The following is an 18,380-nucleotide window of genomic DNA, read 5'->3' as shown; positions in this document are numbered from 1 at the left end:
CGATCGCCCCTCCGCCGGCCCCTTCCGCACCCTTCCGCGTTCTTGCCCGCCCGGCAGGCGATCAGGTCCAGGCCGGTTGCCCGACCAGGATGTTGGAAACGAACTTCACGCCCGGATAGGCGAGCGTGAGCAGAAGATAGGCAATCAGAACCATGCGCGCGGCGGTGCGCCCGCGCATGCCGGTGCGGAACTGGGCGATCAGCAGCGCGCCGACCACCGCGAAGGTCGCCAGCGACAGCATGGTCTTGTGGTCGATGCGGAGCGCCGTCCCCTGCTCGAAATACAGCACGGCCATGCCGGTCGCCAGACCGGCGCCCAGCACCACCTCCGACGCCACCAGCAGCCCGACCTGGAGCCGCTCGCTCTCCGCCACCGGCGGCAGGAAGCGGGTCAGCGGCGTCGGGCGCTTGGCCTTCAGCGACCGTTCCTGGAGGAAGGCGGCGAGCGAGGCGACGGCGCTGAGCGTCAGCAGGGCGTAGGTGAAGACCGAGATGGCGATGTGCAGATCGATCCAGATGCCCGGCGCGCCGCCGCGCAGGACCGGCGCCGGCTTGTCCTCGGTCAGCGTCGCCAGCGCGCCGACCGCCAGCAGATAGGGAAAGAGCAGCGGCGACAGCCGCCACGCGCTGCGGTGCAGGGCGCTGAAGCCGACGAACAGCGCCATGCTGGCGGCGACCGTCACCCACAGCGCCGTCGAGAAGCCGGTCTGCCACTGCCCGGCCACCTGCGTCACCGCCCACAGGCCGGGACCGGCGGCGGCCAGCAGCAGCGCCCCCCAGAAGGCCGGCGTCCGCCCCTCGCCCCCCTGCCCGCCGGCGCGGCGGTAGGGATAGACCGAGGCCGGCACCAGCGTGAGCAGCGCCGTGAGGCTCAAGAGAAGATTCTGCGACATGAGGGCGATCATACTCCCGTTGTCCGCCGCCACCGACCGGCTTGCCCGACCCTGCGCGTCACGCTGGCTCATCCACGGCGCCGCCCGGCCACGGGGCGTGGCGGGCGGGTCGCGGGTCTTGGCGGAACCACGGCGACAGGCTAGGCTCCGCCGCGTTCCCGTCAAGTGTCCTCGACGCATGGATATACGGTTCTCACCATGACCCTCTGCATCGCCCTGATCGTCGCCGGCGGCACCGGCCAGCGTTTCGGGGCCGAACGCCCCAAGCAATATCTCGACCTCGCCGGGAAACCCATCCTGCGCCGCACGGTGGAGGCCTTTCTGTCGCACCCGCGGGTGTCCTCGGTCCAGGTCGTCATCGATCCGGCCCGGCGCGACCTGTACGACGCGGCCGTCGCCGGGCTCGGCCTGCCGGAACCGGTGTCCGGCGGCGCCACGCGGCAGGACTCGGTGCGCAACGGTCTGGAGGCGCTGGCGGCGGCGCAAGGCGGCTGCTACGCCGTGCTGATCCACGACGCCGCCCGCCCGCTGGTCGACGCCGACACCATCGCGGCGGTGATCGCGGCGCTGGAGCACGCCCCCGGCGCCATCGCCGCCGTTCCGCTGGCCGACACGCTGAAGCGCGGCGCCGACGGAACGGTGGCCGGAACGGTGGACCGCGACGGGCTGTGGCGGGCGCAGACCCCGCAGGGCTTCCGCTTCGCCGACATCCTGGCCGCCCACCGGGACGCCGCCGGCCTGTCGCTGACGGACGACGCGGCGGTGGCCGAGCGGGCCGGGCTGGCGGTGGCGCTGGTGCCCGCCAAGGAGGAGAATTTCAAGGTGACGACCCCCGACGACCTGACCCGCGCCGCGCGAGTCCTGACGGCTTCCCAGGGCGCCCCCTTGGGCGACGTCCGCACCGGGACCGGCTTCGACGTCCACCGCTTCACCGACGGCGACTTCGTCACGCTGTGCGGGCTGCGGGTGCCGCACACGCAGGGCTTGGAGGGGCATTCGGACGCCGACGTCGGGCTGCACGCCCTGACCGACGCCATCCTCGGCGCGCTCGCCGCCGGCGACATCGGCAGCCATTTCCCGCCGAGCGACCCGCAATGGCGCGGCGCCGACAGCGCCAAGTTCCTGCGCCACGCCGCCGACCTCGTGGCGGCGCGCGGCGGCGTCATCGCCCACACCGACATCACCATCATCTGCGAGCGCCCGAAGGTCGGCCCGCACCGCGCGGCGATGGCCGCCCGCGTCGCCGAAATCCTGGGGATCGCGCCCGACCGGGTCAGCGTCAAGGCGACGACGACGGAACGGCTCGGCTTCACCGGCCGGGGCGAGGGCATCGCCGCCCAGGCGGCCGCCACCATCCGCCTTCCGGGCTGAGCCAAGTCCAGGCTACAGTGCGGGGGCGCACACGAGACGTTCCGGGAGTGCCTTGCCGATGTTTCCCGACACCATCCGCGACCTCGCCGCCCAGACGCTGGCCGAGTACGGGCTTGCCGGCTACCTGCTGGCGACGGCGGAATCCTGCACCGGCGGCCTGATCGCCGGGGCGCTGACCGAAATCGCCGGCTCCTCCAAGGTCGTCGACCGCGGCTTCGTCACCTACAGCAACATCGCCAAGACCGAGATGCTGCGGGTGCCGGCCAGCCTGCTGCACGCCCACGGCGCGGTCAGCCCGGAAGTGGCGGTGGCGATGGCGGTCGGCGCGCTCGCCATGTCGCGGGCCGACGTGACGGTCGCCGTCACCGGCGTCGCCGGGCCGGGCGGCGGGTCGGCCGAAAAGCCGGTCGGCCGCGTCTACATCGCCACCGCCGTGCGCGGCGGCGACGCCCGCGCCAAGGAATACACCTTCCCCGGCGACCGCGAGGCGGTGCGCCTGGCCACCGTCCAGGCGGCGCTGGAACGGCTGCGCGTCGCCCGCCCGGTCCACAGCCTGCGCTGACCGTCCCAACCGCCAACGAATCCGGAGGAAACCCGATGCCGACCATCAACATCCAGCTCTTCGAGGGGCGGACGCCCGAACAGAAGCGCGAATACGCCAAGGCGCTGACCGAGGCCACCGTGAAGGTGCTCGGCTGCCCGCCCTCGGCGGTGGACATCATCTTTCAGGACGTGAAGAAGAGCGACTGGGCCAGCGGCGGCGTGCTGTGGTCCGACGCCACCTGACCAAGCGCATGGCGCCGACCGGCGGGGCCGCCCGCCGAGCGCCGGCAGGCGCTCCGCCCTTTCCGGGAACGGGAAGGGGTTGAGACTGCGTGAGCCCGTCTTGACCGCACCGCACACGCCGCTAATATCCCGCGCCATGGACGTCTCTCTGCGGATCCTTGCGCTTCGCGCGCGAATTACCGGCCCGGCTCTCTGAGGAGGGCCGGGATCGAGACCCTATCGTGCGTCGGGGGGCCGGTTGCGCCGCCCGATGGTGACGCCTTTTCCCCCCAGGGATCCGACATGACCCGCGACTACAAATCGACCGTCTTCCTGCCCCGCACCGACTTCCCCATGCGCGGCGGCCTGCCGACCAGGGAGCCCGAGCTGCTGAAGCGCTGGGCCGAGATGGACCTGTTCGGCAAGCTGCGCGCCGGCGCCAAGGGCCGCAGGAAGTTCGTCCTGCACGACGGCCCGCCCTACGCCAACGGCAACATCCACATCGGTCACGCGGTCAACAAGATCCTCAAGGACGTCATCGTCCGCACCCGCCAGATGCAGGGCTTCGACGCCGACTACGTCCCCGGCTGGGACTGCCACGGCCTGCCCATCGAGTGGAAGATCGAGGAGAAGTACCGCAAGGCCGGCAAGAACAAGGATGACGTGCCGATCATCCAGTTCCGCGCCGAATGCCGCCAGTTCGCCGAGGAGTGGGTCGGCATCCAGGCCGGCGAGTTCCGCCGGCTCGGCGTCGAGGGCGACTGGAAACAGCCCTACGCCACCATGACCTTCCCGGCGGAAGCCCAGATCGTCCGCGAGATCCACAAGTTCGCGGCCAACGGCGGCCTCTACAAGGGCGCCAAGCCGGTGATGTGGTCGGTGGTCGAGAAGACCGCGCTGGCCGACGCCGAGATCGAGTACCACGACCACACCTCGACCACCGTCTTCGCCCGCTTCGCGGTGTGGGGCTCGTCGGCGCCGGAGATCGACGAGGCCAGCATCGTCATCTGGACGACCACCCCCTGGACCCTGCCGGCCAACCGGGCCATCGCCTATGGCGAGGAGATCGAGTACGCCACCTACAAGGTCCTGGCCGTCGCCGAGGGCAGCAAGGGCGTGGTCGGCGAGCGGCTCGTGATGGCGACCGCGCTGGCCGAATCGGTCTTCACGGAGGCCGGCATCACCGAGTGGCGCCAGTTGCACCGCTTCCCCGGTTCGCGGCTGGCCGGCACCTTCTGCCACCATCCGCTGACCCGCAAGGGCTACGACTTCAAGGTGCCGATGCTGCCCGGCGGCTTCGTCACCACCGACGCCGGCACCGGCTTCGTCCACATCGCCCCCAGCCACGGCGAGGACGACTTCCATCTCGGCCAGGCCCACGGCATCGAGGTGCCGCAGACGGTCGGCGAGGACGGGCGCTACTACGCCCACGTCCCGCTCTTCGCCGGTCTGGCGGTCTACACCGACCAGGGCAAGCCCGGCCCGGCCAACAAGGCGGTGATCGCCGAGTTCGAGGAAAGCGGCTCGCTGCTCGCCAGCAACCGCATCAAGCACAGCTACCCGCATTCCTGGCGCTCCAAGGCGCCGCTGATCTTCCGCACCACGCCGCAATGGTTCATCTCGATGGAGACGAACGACCTGCGCAAGACGGCGTTGCAGGCGATCTCCGACACCCGCTGGGTGCCCGAGCAGGGCGAGAACCGCATCCGCTCGATGATCGAGACCCGGCCCGACTGGTGCATCAGCCGCCAGCGCGCCTGGGGCGTGCCGATCGCGCTGTTCGTCCGCAAGGAGGACGGTGCCATCCTGCGCGACCCGGACGTCTTCGCCCGCATCGCCGACATCTTCGAGCGCGAGGGCGCCGACGCCTGGTTCGCCCGCGATCCCCAGGACTTCCTCGGCAACGGCTACCGCGCCGACGAGTTCGAGCAGGTCAAGGACATCGTCGACGTCTGGTTCGAGTCCGGCTCCTCCCACGCCTTCGTGCTGGAGCAGCGGCTGGAGGAGCTGGCCTGGCCGGCCGACCTCTATCTGGAGGGCTCCGACCAGCACCGCGGCTGGTTCCACTCATCGCTGCTGGAAAGCTGCGGCACGCGCGGCCGGGCGCCCTACAACGCGGTGCTGACCCACGGCTTCGTGCTCGACGAGCAGGGCCGCAAGATGTCGAAGTCGCTGGGCAACGTCGTCGCCCCGCAGGAGATCTGCGACCAGTACGGCGCCGACATCCTGCGCCTGTGGATCATCAACTCCGACTATTCGGAGGATCTGCGGATCGGCAAGGAGATCATCAAGACCCAGGCCGACCTCTACCGCCGCCTGCGCAACACGCTGCGCTACCTGCTGGGCGCGCTCGCCGACTACAGCCCGGCCGAGCGGATCGAGGCGGCGCGGATGCCGGAACTGGAGCGCTGGGTCCTGCACCGGCTGGCCGAGCTGGACGCCACGGTCCGCGAGAAGATCGAGGCCTACGACTTCCACGCCCTGTTCGTGGCGCTGCACAATTTCTGCGCGGTGGAGCTGTCGGCCTTCTACTTCGACGTCCGCAAGGACAGCCTCTACTGCGACGCGCCCGATTCGGTGCGCCGCCGGTCGGTGCGGACGGTGATGGAGCACCTGTTCTCGGCGCTGACCGCGTGGCTGGCCCCCATCCTCTGCTTCACGGCGGAAGAGGCGTGGCTGGCCCGTCCGGAAGGGCTGACGGGCTCGGGCTGGGACGAGGAAAGCGTGCATCTGCGCGGCTTCCCGGCCATCCCGGCCGAATGGCGCGACGACGATCTCGCCGCCAAGTGGGAGGCGGTGCGCAACGTCCGCCGCGTCGTCACCGGTGCCTTGGAGCTGGAACGGGCCAACAAGAAGATCGGCTCGTCCCTGCAAGCCAACCCGGCGGTGTATGTCGACGCGGCGACCAGGGCGCTGCTGGCCGACGTCGATTTCCAGGACGTCTGCATCACCTCGGCGATCACCGTCGTCGAGGGGAGGGCGCCGGACGGGGCCTTCACCCTGCCCGACGTGGCGAACATCGCGGTCGCCCCGGCGCTGGCCGAGGGCGAGAAGTGCGAGCGCTGCTGGAAGGTCCTGCCGGAGGTCTCCACCGTCGCCGCCCACCCGACGCTGTGCGTCCGCTGCTCCGACGCGGTGGAATGATCCGGTCCTCCGCATCCGCGCGTCTATCCCCTCTCCCCCCCGGGGAGAGGGTTAGGGTGAGGGGGTTCGGCTTGCCGGACGCCTCTCGCCGCGCATCCCCCTCACCCCGCCCCTCTCCCCGGGGGGGAGAGGGAGGAGGAGACGCGCCATGAACGCCTTCACGACCGCCACCCCCCGTTCCTACACCCTGTTCGGGCTGATCGTCGCCATCGCCGTGGTGGCGCTCGACCAGTTGACGAAATGGTGGATCCTCGACGTGGTGATGCAGCCCGTGCCGCACGTCATCGAGGTGACCTCCTTCTTCAACCTCGTGCTGGTGTGGAACTACGGCGTCAGCTTCGGCACCTTCGCCAGCGGGGCGTCCTACATGCCCTATGTGCTGAGCGGGATCGCCGCCGTCATCACCGTCAGCCTCGTGATCTGGCTGCGGCAGGCGGAACGGCGGCTGGTGGCGCTGGGCATCGGCTTCATCATCGGCGGCGCCGTCGGCAACGTGGTGGACCGGCTGCGCTTCGGCGCGGTGGCGGATTTCCTCGATTTCCACGTCGGCTCGTGGCATTTCTGGGCCTTCAACGTCGCCGACAGCGGCATCAGCGTCGGCGTCGTCCTGCTGCTGATCGACAGTCTGGTCGCCGGCCGCGAAAAGTCGTAAGAAATCCCCGACCGAAAGCGCTATAAGGGGGCGGGCTCTCTCCCCGGCCGCGGCCAGTTGACTGACGACGGAATCCGAACGTGACCAGCATCTCTTCCGCCTTCTCCCCTTCCCGGACCCTGCGCCCCCTGCTCGGGCTGGCGCTCGCGGCGCTGGCGCTCGCCGGCTGCTCGGATGTCCGCCGGTCCATCGGGCTCGACCGGCAGAGCCCGGACGAGTTCTCCGTCGTCTCCCGCGCGCCGCTGACGCTGCCGCCCAGCATGCAGGCCAACCTGCCCAAGCCGCGCCCCGGCGCGGCGCGGCCGCAGGACTCCACCCCGACCCAGGTCGCCGCCGGCGCCGTCTTCGGCGGCTCCTCGCGCGGCCGTGGAACCCCGGCCACGGGCGGTTCGGCCGGCGAGAGCGCGCTGGTCGCCCAGGCCAGCGCGCGGGACGGCATCGACCCGAACATCCGCAACAAGGTCGACCAGGAGACCACCCAGCTCATCGTCGCCGACAAGAGCTGGATCGACAGCCTGCTGTTCTGGCAGAGCCAGGAGCAGCCCTTCTCCATCGTCGACCCGAAGCAGGAGCAGCAGCGCCTGCGCGAGGCCCAGGCCCAGGGCCGCTCGGTGGACGGCACCACCACCCCGACCATCGAGCGCAAGCGCAAGGCGCCGCTGGAAGGCTTGTTCTAAGCCGGCCGCCACACCAGTTTCCGGGGGCGCCTTCCAGATGGAAGGCGCCCCTTTCGATTCGGGCCCTTCCTTCCGGCCCGTCCTTCATTCGGGGAGCCTCCATGCCCGCCGCCCTGTCCGCCCGCCGCGTCCTCGCGTCGGGTCTGCTCGCCCTGACGGTCACGCTGCTGCCGCCGGCCTTCGCCCCCCCGGCCCAGGCCGCCGAGAAGGGGGTGTTCTTCCCGGAAAGCTTCACGCTGGCCAACGGCATGCAGGTGGTGGTCATCCCCAACCGCCGCGTGCCGGTCGTGACCCACATGGTCTGGTACAAGGTGGGGGCCGCCGACGAGGATCGCGGCGTCTCGGGCATCGCCCATTTCCTCGAACACCTGATGTTCAAGGGCACCGACGAGGTTCCGGCCGGCGCCTTCAGCCGCATCGTCGCCAAGAATGGCGGGCGCGACAACGCCTTCACCTCCTACGACTACACGGCCTACCACCAGAACGTCGCGCGCGACCGGCTGGAGCTGGTGATGCGGATGGAGGCCGACCGCATGTCGAACCTCAAGCTGACCGACGCGGTGGTCTATCCCGAGCGCGACGTCATCATCGAGGAGCGCCGCCAGCGGGTGGAGAACGAGCCGGCCGACCGCATCGGCGAGCAGATCAACGCCACCCTGTTCGTCCACCACCCCTACGGCACCCCGGTGATCGGCTGGCCGCAGGAGATGGCGAACCTGACCCGCGAGGAGGCCGAGCGCTTCTACAAGACGTGGTACGCGCCCAACAACGCCATCCTCGTGGTGTCGGGCGACGTCTCGGCCGAGGAGCTGAAGCCGCTGGCCGAGAAGTATTACGGCGCCATCCCCGCCCGCCCGGTGCCGGAACGCCACCGCGTCACCGAGCCGCCGATCTCCGCCGAGCGCCGCGTCACGCTGCGCGACGCCGAGGTGCGGCAGCCGTCGGTGCGGCGGATCTGGATCGCCCCCTCCTACCGGCTCGACCCCGAGCAGCAGGCCTACCCGCTCCAGGTGCTGAGCGAGATCATGAGCGGCGGCCCGACATCGCGCCTCTACCGCAGCCTCGTGGTGGAGCAGAAGATCGCGACCTCGGCCTGGCTCGGCTACAACCCGGACGCCTGGGACATGGGCACGCTGAGCGCCGGCGCCACCCCGGCCGCCGGGGTCGAGATGGACAAGCTGGAAGCCGCGCTGTGGGCGGAGCTGCGCAAGGCCGCCGAGGGCGGGGTGACGGAGGAGGAGGTCGCCACCGCCCGCAAGCGGATGCTGGCCGAGGCGGCCTATGCCCGCGACAGCCTGACCGGCCCGGCGCAGACGCTGGGCGCGGCGCTCGCCACCGGCCAGAGCCTGGACGACGTGGAGAGCTGGCCGGTGCGCATCGACGCCGTGACCGCCGCCCAGGTGAACGCCGCCGCGAAGGCGGTGCTGGGCAAGACCAACCACGTCACCGGCCTGCTGCTGCCGCTCCAGGGAAAGGACAGCTGAGGATGAACGCGCTTTACCGGACTTCGCTCGTCGCCGCCACGGCGCTGGTCCTCACCGTGCTCTCCGCCGCCCCCTCCGCCTGGGCCATCGACATCAAGCGCGTCGTCAGTCCCGGCGGGATCGAGGCGTGGCTGGTCGAGGACCACAAGGTTCCGGTCATCGCCCTGGAATGGGCCTTCGAGGGCGCCGGCGGCACCGACCCGCAGGGCAAGGAGGGGCTCGCCAACCTCGCCTCCCACACGCTCGACGAGGGCGCCGGCCCGTATGATTCGCAGGCCTTCCAGACACGGCTCCAGGACAGCGCCGTCTCGCTCGGCTACAGCGCCGGACGCGACGCCTTCAGCGGCTCGCTGCGCACGCTCAGCGACCGCCGCGACGAGGCCTTCGACCTGGCCCGCCTGTCGCTGGCCGAGCCGCGCTTCGACGCCGAGGCGATCGAACGGATGCGGGCGGCCGTGCTCTCCAGCCTGAAGCGCGACCTCGCCGACCCCAACTATGTCGGCCGCCGGCTGTTCTACAGCACCGCCTTCCCCGACCACCCCTATGGCGGCGAGATCCGCGGCACGCTCGACAGCCTGCCGCGCATCACCGCCGACGACCTGCGCGGCTTCGTGAAGAGCCAGTTCGGCCGCGACCGGCTGGTCGTGGCGGCGGCCGGCGACATCGCCCCGGACGATCTGGCCAAGGCGCTCGACCGCATCTTCGGCGGGCTGCCGGCCAAGACCAGCGTCGCGACGATTCCGGACGTCGCGCCGAAAGGGCTGGGCGAGACCATCCTGGCGCCGCGCCCGACCGCGCAGACCGTCATGCTGATGGGCCAGCCGGGGGTGAAGCGCGACGATCCCGACTGGTACGCCGCCAGCGTGATGAACTATGTGCTGGGCGGCGGCGGCTTCGGCTCGCGGCTGATGGAGGAGGTGCGCGAGAAGCGCGGCCTCAGCTATGGCGTCTACAGCTACCTGATCCCGATGGACCACACGGCGCTGGTCATGGCCGGCGGTTCCACCGTCAACGCCAAGGCCGGGCAGGCGCTCGACATCATCCGCCAGGAATGGGCGCGCATGGCCAAGGACGGGCTGACCGACGAGGAACTGGCCGACGCCAAGACCTACCTCACCGGCTCCTTCCCGCTGCAACTCGGCTCGACACAGTCGATCGCCCGCATCCTGTTGCAGGTCCAGCGCGACCGGCTGGGCATCGAGTATCTCGACCAGCGCGACCGCTACATCAACGCGGTGACGCAGGACGACATCCGCCGCGTCGCCAAGCGGCTGCTCGACCCCGCCACTCTGTTGACCGTGCTGGTCGGCCGGCCGGAGGGCGTCACCCCGACGAAGACGCTGGAAGGCGGGAGCTGATCCCGCCCTCCGCGCTCCGCTCCCTTACGCGAGATCCGGCTGGCTGCCGGGAAAGCGCGGGTCGCCCGGCTCGACCGGGCGGCCCGGCACCTTGCCGGGGATGATGCCGATCTGGTCGGGACGGTCGTCGCGCTCGCGCTGCTCCTCGCGCTCCTCCGGCGTGGGAACCGGCGGGACGTCGCCGACCGTATCGCTGGGCTTGTCCGACATGACGTGTCTCCTTTGCATGGTCAGACCAGCAACAGCCCGCCCCTGGACAAGTTGCCTAGCCCATCGGTGGGCCGGGTCTCGCGCGTTTTGGCGCGTGGCCGCCCATGGCGGTCGGTGCTAGGCTTCGCGCGCCGCGTCAAAGGACCATCGCGCAAGGAGTCCAAAGCATCATGACCGCGCTCACCCGTTCGCCCGCCTGGGCGGCGCTCGCCCAGCACCGCCGCGAGTTCGGCGACACCCACATGCGCGACCTGTTCGCCGCCGATCCCGGCCGCTTCGACGCCTTCAGCCTGGAGGCCGCCGGGCTGTTCCTCGACTATTCGAAGAACCGCGCCACCAAGGACACGCTCGGCCTGCTGCTGGACCTCGCCCGGCAGCAGGACGTCGAGGGCTGGCGCGACCGCATGTTCGCCGGCGAGCCGATCAACCTCACCGAGAAGCGCGCCGTCCTGCACACCGCGCTGCGCAACCGCTCCGACCGGCCGGTCCGGGTCGACGGGCGCGACGTGATGCCGGACGTCCGCGCCGTGCTGGAGCGCATGGACGCCTTCGCCACGGCGGTGCGCGACGGGACGTGGACCGGCTACACCGGCCAACCGATCACCGACGTGGTGAACATCGGCATCGGCGGCTCCGACCTCGGCCCGGTGATGGTGACGGAGGCGCTGAAGCCCTTCGCCCACCCGCATGTGGCGCTGCACTTCGTCTCCAACGTCGACGGCACCCATCTGGCCGAGACGCTGAAGTGGCTCGACCCCGACACCACCCTGTTCGTCATCGCCTCCAAGACCTTCACGACGCAGGAGACGCTGACCAACGCCCATTCGGCCCGCCGCTGGTTCCTGGAGAGCGCCAAGGACGAGGCGCACGTCGCCAGGCATTTCGTCGCCGTCTCGACCAACGAGGCGGAGGTGGTGAAGTTCGGCATCGACCCGGCCAACATGTTCGGCTTCTGGGACTGGGTCGGCGGCCGTTACTCGCTGTGGTCGGCCATCGGCCTGCCGATCGCCATCGCCATCGGACCGGAGCGCTTCGCCGAGCTGCTGGACGGCGCCCACGCGATGGACGAGCATTTCCGCACCGCGCCGCTGGAGCGCAACATGCCGGCGCTGCTCGGGCTGCTCGGCGTCTGGTACCGGAATTTCTGGGACGCCTCGTCCTACGCGGTGCTGCCCTACGACCAGTATCTGCACCGCTTCGCCGCCTATCTCCAGCAGCTCGACATGGAGAGCAACGGCAAGTCGGTGACGCGCGGCGGCGAGCCGGTCGACCACGACACCGGCCCGGTGCTGTTCGGCGAGCCCGGCACCAACGGCCAGCACGCCTTCTACCAGCTCATCCACCAGGGGACCTCGCTGATTCCCTGCGACTTCATCGCGGCGGCGGCCAGCCACAACCCGATCGGGGCGGAGGCCGGGGCGCACCACCGCATCCTGCTGTCCAACGTCTTCGCCCAGGCCGAGGCGCTGATGCGCGGCAAGACCGCCGACGAGGTCCGCGCCGAGATGGCGAAATCCGGCAAGGCCCCGAAGGAGGTCGAGGCGCTGGTTCCCCACCGCGTCTTCCCCGGCAACCGGCCGTCCAACACCATCCTGGTCAGGAGCCTGACCCCGGCGGCGCTGGGCGCGCTGATCGCGCTCTACGAGCACAAGGTCTTCGTCCAGGGCATCGTCTGGGACATCAACAGCTTCGACCAGTGGGGCGTCGAGCTGGGCAAGCAGCTCGCCGGCGCCATCCTGCCGGAGCTGACGGACGGCCCGAGGGAGGGCGCGCACGACAGCTCGACCACCGGCCTTATGGCGTGGTGGCGGGCCAACCGGTAAAGCACCGCCCCGGCCCTCCCCGCTCAGCGGGGGAGGGCCTGGGTGGGGGCACATGCGCCAACCACACCCGGCTTGCTGGCGGAAGGAACAATTTCGATTCGCGGCGGTTGAAACGGAAAAGCCTGATGAACCACTCTTTTCCGGAGACCCGCCATGCCCATGCGATTATCCACGCGCTTCCGCATCGCAGCCCTGATTTTCGGGATGATCAACGCCGTCCTGTTCGGGGCTGGCGCCCTTGTGGTTCTGTCCACGGATCTGATGGAACAGGCCATGACCCTGCTGCCGCTGGTGGTCGTGTGCAGCTTCGTCTTCGCCGCCCCCATCGCCTGGTTCCTGGCCCCACGCCTGCGCCTGCGTTTCTGGCGCGCGCGTGAGGAGGAGCAGGCGGAGGTTCGGCGGGCGTCGATGTCCCGGCGGGCTTGGTGACTGGTGTCTCGTCATGGCCGGGCTTGTCCCGGCCATCCACGAGCGCGCTTGGGATGTGCGCGTGGATGGCCGGCTCAAGGCCGGGCATGACGGAAACGTGAAGAGACGCGCTTGTCTTCCGCGCCCTGCCCCTACCGCGCCAGCGCGTTGCGGGTGTGCAGCGCGATCATCCGTTCCTCGTCGGTCGGGATGACGTAGACCGGGATGCGGCTGTCGGCGGTCGAGATCTTCACCGCGTTGGCCGTGTTTGCCGCCTCGTCGATCTTCACGCCGAGCCACGCCAGCTTGTCGCCGACCCGCGCCCGCACCGGGGACGAGCGCTCCCCGATGCCGGCCGTGAAGACCAGCGCGTCGATGCCGCCCATCGAGGAGGCCAGACCGCCGGTCTCCTTGGCGATGCGGAAGCAGAACAGCTCCACCGCCTCCTCGGCGTGCGGATCGGCGCTTTCCAGCAGGGCGCGCATGTCGTTCGACACGCCCGACACGCCGAGCAGCCCCGACTTGTTGTAGAGCAGCTTCTCGATCGCCCCGGCGTCGAGACCCTTCTCGCGCATCAGATAGATCAGCACGCCGGGATCGATGGCGCCGCAGCGGGTGCCCATCGGCAGCCCGTCGAGCGCGGTGAAGCCCATCGTGCTGTCGACGCTGCGTCCGGCGTGGATCGCGCACATGCTGGCGCCGCTGCCGAGATGGGCGACGACGACCCGGCCGTCGGCCAGCTCCGGCGCGATCTCCGGCAGGCGGCGGGCGATGTACTCGTAGCTCAGCCCGTGGAAGCCGTAGCGGCGCACGCCCTCGTCCGTCAGCTCGCGCGGGATGGCGAACATGCCGGCCTGCCAGGGCTGGCCCCGGTGGAAGGCGGTGTCGAAGCAGGCGACCTGCGGCAGCTCCGGATGCGCCTCGGCCAGCGCGCGGATGGCGGCGAGGTTGTGCGGCTGGTGCAGCGGGGCCAGCGGGACCAACCCCTCCAGCTCCTCCAGCACGGCCGGAGTGATAAGCACCGGGGCGGCGTGGCGGACGCCGCCGTGGACCACGCGGTGGCCGGCGGCGATCAGCGTCGCCCCCTCCAGCCGCTCCTCGATCCAGTCGAGCAGGTGGCGCAGCAGCGCCGTGCGGTCGGACGCCTCGCCGGCCTGCCAGGCCTTGGAGACGAGCGGCCGGCGCCCGGCATCCTTGGCCTCGAAGACCGGGGCGGTGCCGATGCCGGAGATCTGGCCATTGACGGCGACCGCCGGGTCGCCCTGCCCGCTGTCGCGGAACAGCGTGAACTTCAGGCTCGACGAGCCGGCGTTGATGACGAGGATGGCCTTGCTGTTCGAAGCGCTCATGGCCCGCCCTCCCCTCACTCGGCGGCCGGGGCGGCGCCACGGCGGCGCGCGGCGGCCGACAGCACCGCTACGGCGCAGGAGGCGAGACGGGTGCGCACGTTGTCGGCGCGGCTGGTCAGGATGATCGGCACGCGGGCGCCGAGCACGATGCCGGCGGCGTCGGCGTGGGCCAGGAAGGAGAGCTGCTTGGCCAGCATGTTGCCGGCCTCCAGGTCGGGAACCAGCAGGATGTCGGCCTTGCCCGACACGTCCGACGTGATGCCCTTGGTGATCGCCGCCTCGCGGCTGATCGCGTTGTCGAAGGCCAGCGGGCCGTCGAGGATGCCGCCGGTGATCTGGCCGCGGTCGGCCATCTTGCACAGCGCCGCCGCCTCCAGCGTCGAGGCGATCTTCGGGTTCACCGTCTCGACCGCCGACAGGATGGCGACGCGCGGCACGTCCACGCCCAGGACCTTGGCCAGATCGATGGCGTTCTGGACGATGTGGACCTTGTCCTCCAGCGTCGGGTAGATGTTGATCGCCGCGTCGGTGATCAGCAGCGGCCGCGGGTAGGTCGGCACGTTCATCACGAAGACGTGGCTCAGGCGGCGGCCGGTGCGCAGGCCGGTCTCCTTGCGGACGACCTCGCCCATCAGCTCGTCGGTGTGCAGCGAGCCCTTCATCACCGCCTCGACCTCGCCGGTGCGGGCCAGACGGACTCCGGTCTCGGCCGAGGCGTGGCTGTGCGCCGCGTCGACGATGCGGAAGCGGGCGATGTTCAGGCCGTAGGTCTCGGCCAGCGAGCGGATCTTGGATTCCGGCCCGACCAGCACCGGGTCGATCAGGTTGGCCTCGGCGGCCTCGACGGCGCCGCGCAGCGAGCTTTCGTCGCAGGGATGCACGACGGCGGTCGGCACCGGCGGCAGCGCCTCGCACTTCTTCAGCATCAGCTCGTGGCCGTCATGCCGGATGACCTGCACCTGCGGCAGCTCGGCGGCGGCCAGCACCACCTTCTCGGTCGGGGCGACGACCTCGGCCGTGCCGGAGATGATGGTCCTGGCATCCTGGTTGGTGACGACGCAGTCGAACAGCACCGTCTTGCGCGCCTCGTCCTTCGACGCGGCGGTCACGGTCACGGTCACGACGTCGCCCAGCAGGACGCGGTGGTGGAAGCGCAGATCCTGGCCGGCATAGACCGTCCCCGGCCCCGGCAGCAGCGTGCCCAGCACCGCCGAGACCAGCGAGGCGGACCACATGCTGTGGCCGACCACCAGATGGTCGGCGGCGTAGTTCTCGTCCAGGTGGGAGGGGTTCAGGTCACCGGACACCGTGGCGAACAGCTCGATGTCGGACATGGTCAGGCGGCGCGACAGGCTGGCCTGCTGACCGATGCGGATTTCGTCGAACGTGATGTTTTCGATCATGGTGCTGCCGTTGTTGCCGTTCTGCGCGGTGCCGCTGCGGCCGTACAGGTCGGACGCGAAGGCGGCGGTGGCGGTGTCCATCTCAAGCTCCTCACAAGGATCGCGGCGCCGGAGCCCTGGTTTCCCGGTCCGGTTCTGGGCCGTGTCCTCCCGATTCCGGTTCCTTCGCTCACGGGAAGGCCGGAACCTTTCTTCGTTCATTCCTTCACACCCGAAGCAAAAACGACCCAAAAGGCGCTCAAGCATTGCCGCGGGTGCGACGGCAAAGCTCTTCGGGCGCCAGAAATACCGCGGTGCACGCCGCACCCCAATGACCTATGTCAAAAGACTGCACTAAGCTCTTGTTACAATGAGGTTACTGGGTTCTTTTCGGAACAGTGAGCGTGTGCAGCATAGCGGAAACTTGCACGTCCGGACTCAAGAAATCTCCGGCGGCAGCGGCATTGCCACGATTTTGCGGCGCGTCACGGACAATCGGCGGACGCCCCGGACTCCGGCTTCAGACCATCGACTCCACCTGGAGGACGAGCGGCACGCTGACGGCGAACACCGTGCCGCGCCCGATGCGGGACCGCACCGTCACCGGGTGGTCGAGAATCTGCGCGGTGCGGCGAACGATGGACAGCCCCAGCCCCAGCCCGCCGGCGCTGTCGCGCTGGTCGGTGCCGCAGCGGTAGAAATCCTCGAAGATGGCGGTCATCTGGTCGTCGGGAATTCCGGGGCCGGTGTCCCACACCTCGACCAGCAGCCGGTCGCCGCGCCGCCGGCAGCCCATCAGGATGCGCCCCTGCTCGGTGTAGCGGAGCGCGTTGACCAGCAGGTTGCGCAGCATCCGCTCCAGCAGGATCGGGTCGCTGCGCACCCGCGCCGAGGAGGGCACCATGCGCAGGCTCAGGCCACGGTCCAGCGCCTGGTCGGCGATCTCCGTCGCCAGCCGGGAGGTGATGTCGTGGATGTCGAACTCGACCACCCGCGGGGTGACGTTGCCCATCTCCAGCGCCGAGGTGTCGAGCAGGGCCGAGAGCAGCGCGTTGCCGGCGGCCAGCGCCTCCCCCAGCTTGGCGCCGATCTCCCGTTGCTGGGGCGTGGTCAGCTTGCTGAGCAGGATGTGGTGGAACAGGCTCATCGCCTGGAAGGGCTGGCGCAGGTCGTGGCTCGCCGCCGCGAGGAAGCGGGACTTCGCCTGGTTCGCCCTTTCCGCCTCGGCCTGGGCGTCGGCCATGGCCTGGCGGATGTCCGCCGCCTCCGTCACGTCGATGGCCGCGCAGATGACGCCGGAGACCTCGCCCGTCTCGTCGCGCATCGGCTCGACGCTGAGGTCGAAGACGTGCCGGTGTCCGTGGACGGTCACCTGGACCTCCCGCCGCGCCCCGACGCCGGTGTCGAGGACCGGCCGCTTGATGCCGTCGAGCAGCGCGCCCAGTTCCGGCCCGTAGAGGTCGGCGTGGCTACGGCCGATGGAATCCTCCGGCGGGTGGGTGGCCTGCGGGCTGTAGACCCATTGGTAACGCAGGTTGCGGTCCTGGCTGAACAGCGCCACCCGCGAGTGACGGAGCGCGAGGCGGAAGCGCTCCTCGCTCTCGCGCAGCGCGCGCGACATGGCGGCGCGGGCGCGGGCCTCCTCCTGCAACAGGCGCTTGGAACGCGCCTCCCACCGGAGATAGGCGGCCAGACCGGCGGTGGCCAGCAGCCCGGCGATCAGCGCCATCCAGGCGAGCCGGTCGCGCGGATCGGCCAGCGGCGACGGATGCGGCACCAGCACAAGCCGCCAGGATTCGGAGCCGAAGCCAACCCGGCGCTCGATCGCCGGGGTTCCGGCCAGCTCCGCTTCCGGCAGGGCATGAAACGCCTCGCCGGGCTCCCGCCCCCCCGCCTGGACCGCCAGGATGCGCGGGCCTCGGGTGGTCCGCTCGTCGACGAGATAGGCATCGCCGGCGCTCAGCCCGACATGCGCGGCGGCCTCCCGCAGCAGGTGATCCAGGCGGAAGGTCGCCCAGAGAAAGCCGATGAGCGCGCCGCAACGGTCGCCCCCCTCCTCCGGCCGGCCCTCCAGGGTCTGGGCGGCCGGGGAATCGGTGCCGCGCGCATAGACCGGCAGGACGAGAGCGGTGGTGTCGGCCGGATGGTCGTCGCCAGGATTTGCCTGTTCGGCGGGCCGCTCGCCGGCGGATGGCTCATCGGCGGACGGCTCACCGGCGGACGGCCCGTTGGTCACAACCAGCGATCCCGACCGGCAGGCTTGTGCCAACAGTTCCGCGCGATCGGGCTCCGCCGCGATGTCGAGCCCGATCAGGCGGTCGCCGAACTGGCGCGGCTGGACCAGCGCCGTGACGAACAGGTCGCGGCCCGTCACGGCGGTTCCGCCCGCCGGGACCCGGCGCGCCCAGGCCACGGCGCCCAGACTGGGATACAGGGGAAGCAGCGGCTCGGCCGCCATGGCGAAGCCGTCCGGTGTCATCGCCGCCGGACCGGCCAATGGTCCGCTCAGCGCCCGCAGCAGCAGCGCGTGACGGTCGAGCCGTTCCTTGAACGCGTCATGGAGTTGTGCCGCCTGACTCTCGACCAGAGCACGTTCGACGGCACGCGAGGTCTCGCGGATCTGGACGAAGGCCGCCAGCGACACCAGGACACCGGCAATCACCAACGCCGGCACCACCAGCGCGCCTCCCTCAGCCCACCCCGCCATTGGTGCCATGCCGCCCCCGCACCCCGTCGTCACGTCCCCACCCCTGGGGATGACCGCGACGAAGCTGCCCAGAACGACTATAGCAAACCCAAAGCAAACTTACTCAGTTGAAAACACTTTCTTCCTCCGAAAGAGAGTGGAACGTTCCAAAATCAGCC

General features: G+C 70.3%; 15 protein-coding genes. 10 read left to right on the top strand and 5 right to left on the bottom strand.

The window, feature by feature from the left end; all coding sequences use genetic code 11:
- Window positions 1-61: 61 nt before the first annotated feature.
- Window positions 62-892, bottom strand: coding sequence for a cytochrome C assembly family protein (locus J2847_RS20185; RefSeq protein WP_085557395.1), 831 nt, complete (start codon window positions 890-892; stop codon window positions 62-64).
- Between the two features lie 198 nt (window positions 893-1,090).
- Here J2847_RS20185 and J2847_RS20180 point away from each other — a divergent pair, with 198 nt between their 5' ends.
- The 8 genes from J2847_RS20180 (at window position 1,091) to J2847_RS20145 (ending at window position 10,343) form a co-directional block, all read left to right on the top strand.
- A complete protein-coding gene (locus J2847_RS20180; protein WP_209780626.1) occupies window positions 1,091-2,263 on the top strand; it encodes a bifunctional 2-C-methyl-D-erythritol 4-phosphate cytidylyltransferase/2-C-methyl-D-erythritol 2,4-cyclodiphosphate synthase in 1,173 nt (390 codons plus the stop codon).
- Window positions 2,264-2,321: 58 nt separating this feature from the next.
- Window positions 2,322-2,825 carry a CinA family protein gene (locus tag J2847_RS20175; protein ID WP_209780625.1) on the top strand — a complete coding sequence of 168 codons (504 nt, stop codon included), beginning with the start codon at window positions 2,322-2,324 and terminating at the stop codon, window positions 2,823-2,825.
- A 35-nt stretch (window positions 2,826-2,860) separates the two neighbouring features.
- Window positions 2,861-3,049 carry a 4-oxalocrotonate tautomerase gene (locus tag J2847_RS20170; protein ID WP_209780624.1) on the top strand — a complete coding sequence of 63 codons (189 nt, stop codon included), beginning with the start codon at window positions 2,861-2,863 and terminating at the stop codon, window positions 3,047-3,049.
- Window positions 3,050-3,331: 282 nt separating this feature from the next.
- Complete coding sequence (gene ileS, locus J2847_RS20165; RefSeq protein ID WP_209780623.1) at window positions 3,332-6,172, top strand: isoleucine--tRNA ligase; 2,841 nt, start codon at window positions 3,332-3,334, stop codon at window positions 6,170-6,172.
- Window positions 6,173-6,320: 148 nt separating this feature from the next.
- A complete protein-coding gene (gene lspA, locus J2847_RS20160) occupies window positions 6,321-6,824 on the top strand; it encodes a signal peptidase II (RefSeq protein ID WP_209780622.1) in 504 nt (167 codons plus the stop codon).
- 80 nt (window positions 6,825-6,904) lie between these two features.
- Complete coding sequence (locus J2847_RS20155) at window positions 6,905-7,501, top strand: DUF3035 domain-containing protein (protein ID WP_209780621.1); 597 nt, start codon at window positions 6,905-6,907, stop codon at window positions 7,499-7,501.
- Window positions 7,502-7,602: 101 nt separating this feature from the next.
- A complete protein-coding gene (locus J2847_RS20150) occupies window positions 7,603-8,985 on the top strand; it encodes a M16 family metallopeptidase (RefSeq protein WP_209780620.1) in 1,383 nt (460 codons plus the stop codon).
- Window positions 8,986-8,987: 2 nt separating this feature from the next.
- Complete coding sequence (locus J2847_RS20145; RefSeq protein ID WP_209780619.1) at window positions 8,988-10,343, top strand: M16 family metallopeptidase; 1,356 nt, start codon at window positions 8,988-8,990, stop codon at window positions 10,341-10,343.
- Between the two features lie 24 nt (window positions 10,344-10,367).
- Here J2847_RS20145 and J2847_RS20140 read toward each other — a convergent pair whose 3' ends face one another.
- Window positions 10,368-10,553 (bottom strand): hypothetical protein, encoded by a 186-nt coding sequence (locus tag J2847_RS20140; protein ID WP_209780618.1) that lies wholly within the window; start codon window positions 10,551-10,553, stop codon window positions 10,368-10,370.
- 170 nt (window positions 10,554-10,723) lie between these two features.
- Here J2847_RS20140 and pgi point away from each other — a divergent pair, with 170 nt between their 5' ends.
- On the top strand, window positions 10,724-12,376 hold the full coding sequence (pgi, locus tag J2847_RS20135; RefSeq protein ID WP_209780617.1) for a glucose-6-phosphate isomerase: 1,653 nt from the start codon (window positions 10,724-10,726) through the stop codon (window positions 12,374-12,376).
- Between the two features lie 153 nt (window positions 12,377-12,529).
- Complete coding sequence (locus J2847_RS20130) at window positions 12,530-12,805, top strand: hypothetical protein (protein ID WP_233474652.1); 276 nt, start codon at window positions 12,530-12,532, stop codon at window positions 12,803-12,805.
- 131 nt (window positions 12,806-12,936) lie between these two features.
- Here the strand turns inward: J2847_RS20130 and J2847_RS20125 are convergent, their stop codons facing one another.
- The 3 genes from J2847_RS20125 to J2847_RS20115 form a co-directional block, all read right to left on the bottom strand.
- Window positions 12,937-14,133 (bottom strand): acetate/propionate family kinase, encoded by a 1,197-nt coding sequence (locus J2847_RS20125; protein ID WP_209780616.1) that lies wholly within the window; start codon window positions 14,131-14,133, stop codon window positions 12,937-12,939.
- 14 nt (window positions 14,134-14,147) lie between these two features.
- On the bottom strand, window positions 14,148-15,536 hold the full coding sequence (locus J2847_RS20120) for a bifunctional enoyl-CoA hydratase/phosphate acetyltransferase (protein WP_209780657.1): 1,389 nt from the start codon (window positions 15,534-15,536) through the stop codon (window positions 14,148-14,150).
- A gap of 499 nt (window positions 15,537-16,035) precedes the next feature.
- On the bottom strand, window positions 16,036-18,192 hold the full coding sequence (locus tag J2847_RS20115; RefSeq protein WP_325169451.1) for a sensor histidine kinase: 2,157 nt from the start codon (window positions 18,190-18,192) through the stop codon (window positions 16,036-16,038).
- Window positions 18,193-18,380 lie beyond the last annotated feature (188 nt).

The sequence above is a fragment of the Azospirillum agricola genome (assembly GCF_017876095.1).
GTDB classification, from domain to species: Bacteria; Pseudomonadota; Alphaproteobacteria; order Azospirillales; family Azospirillaceae; genus Azospirillum; species Azospirillum agricola.
Note: the sequence above shows the minus strand (reverse complement) of the source record. Positions and strands in the feature narration are given on the sequence as shown.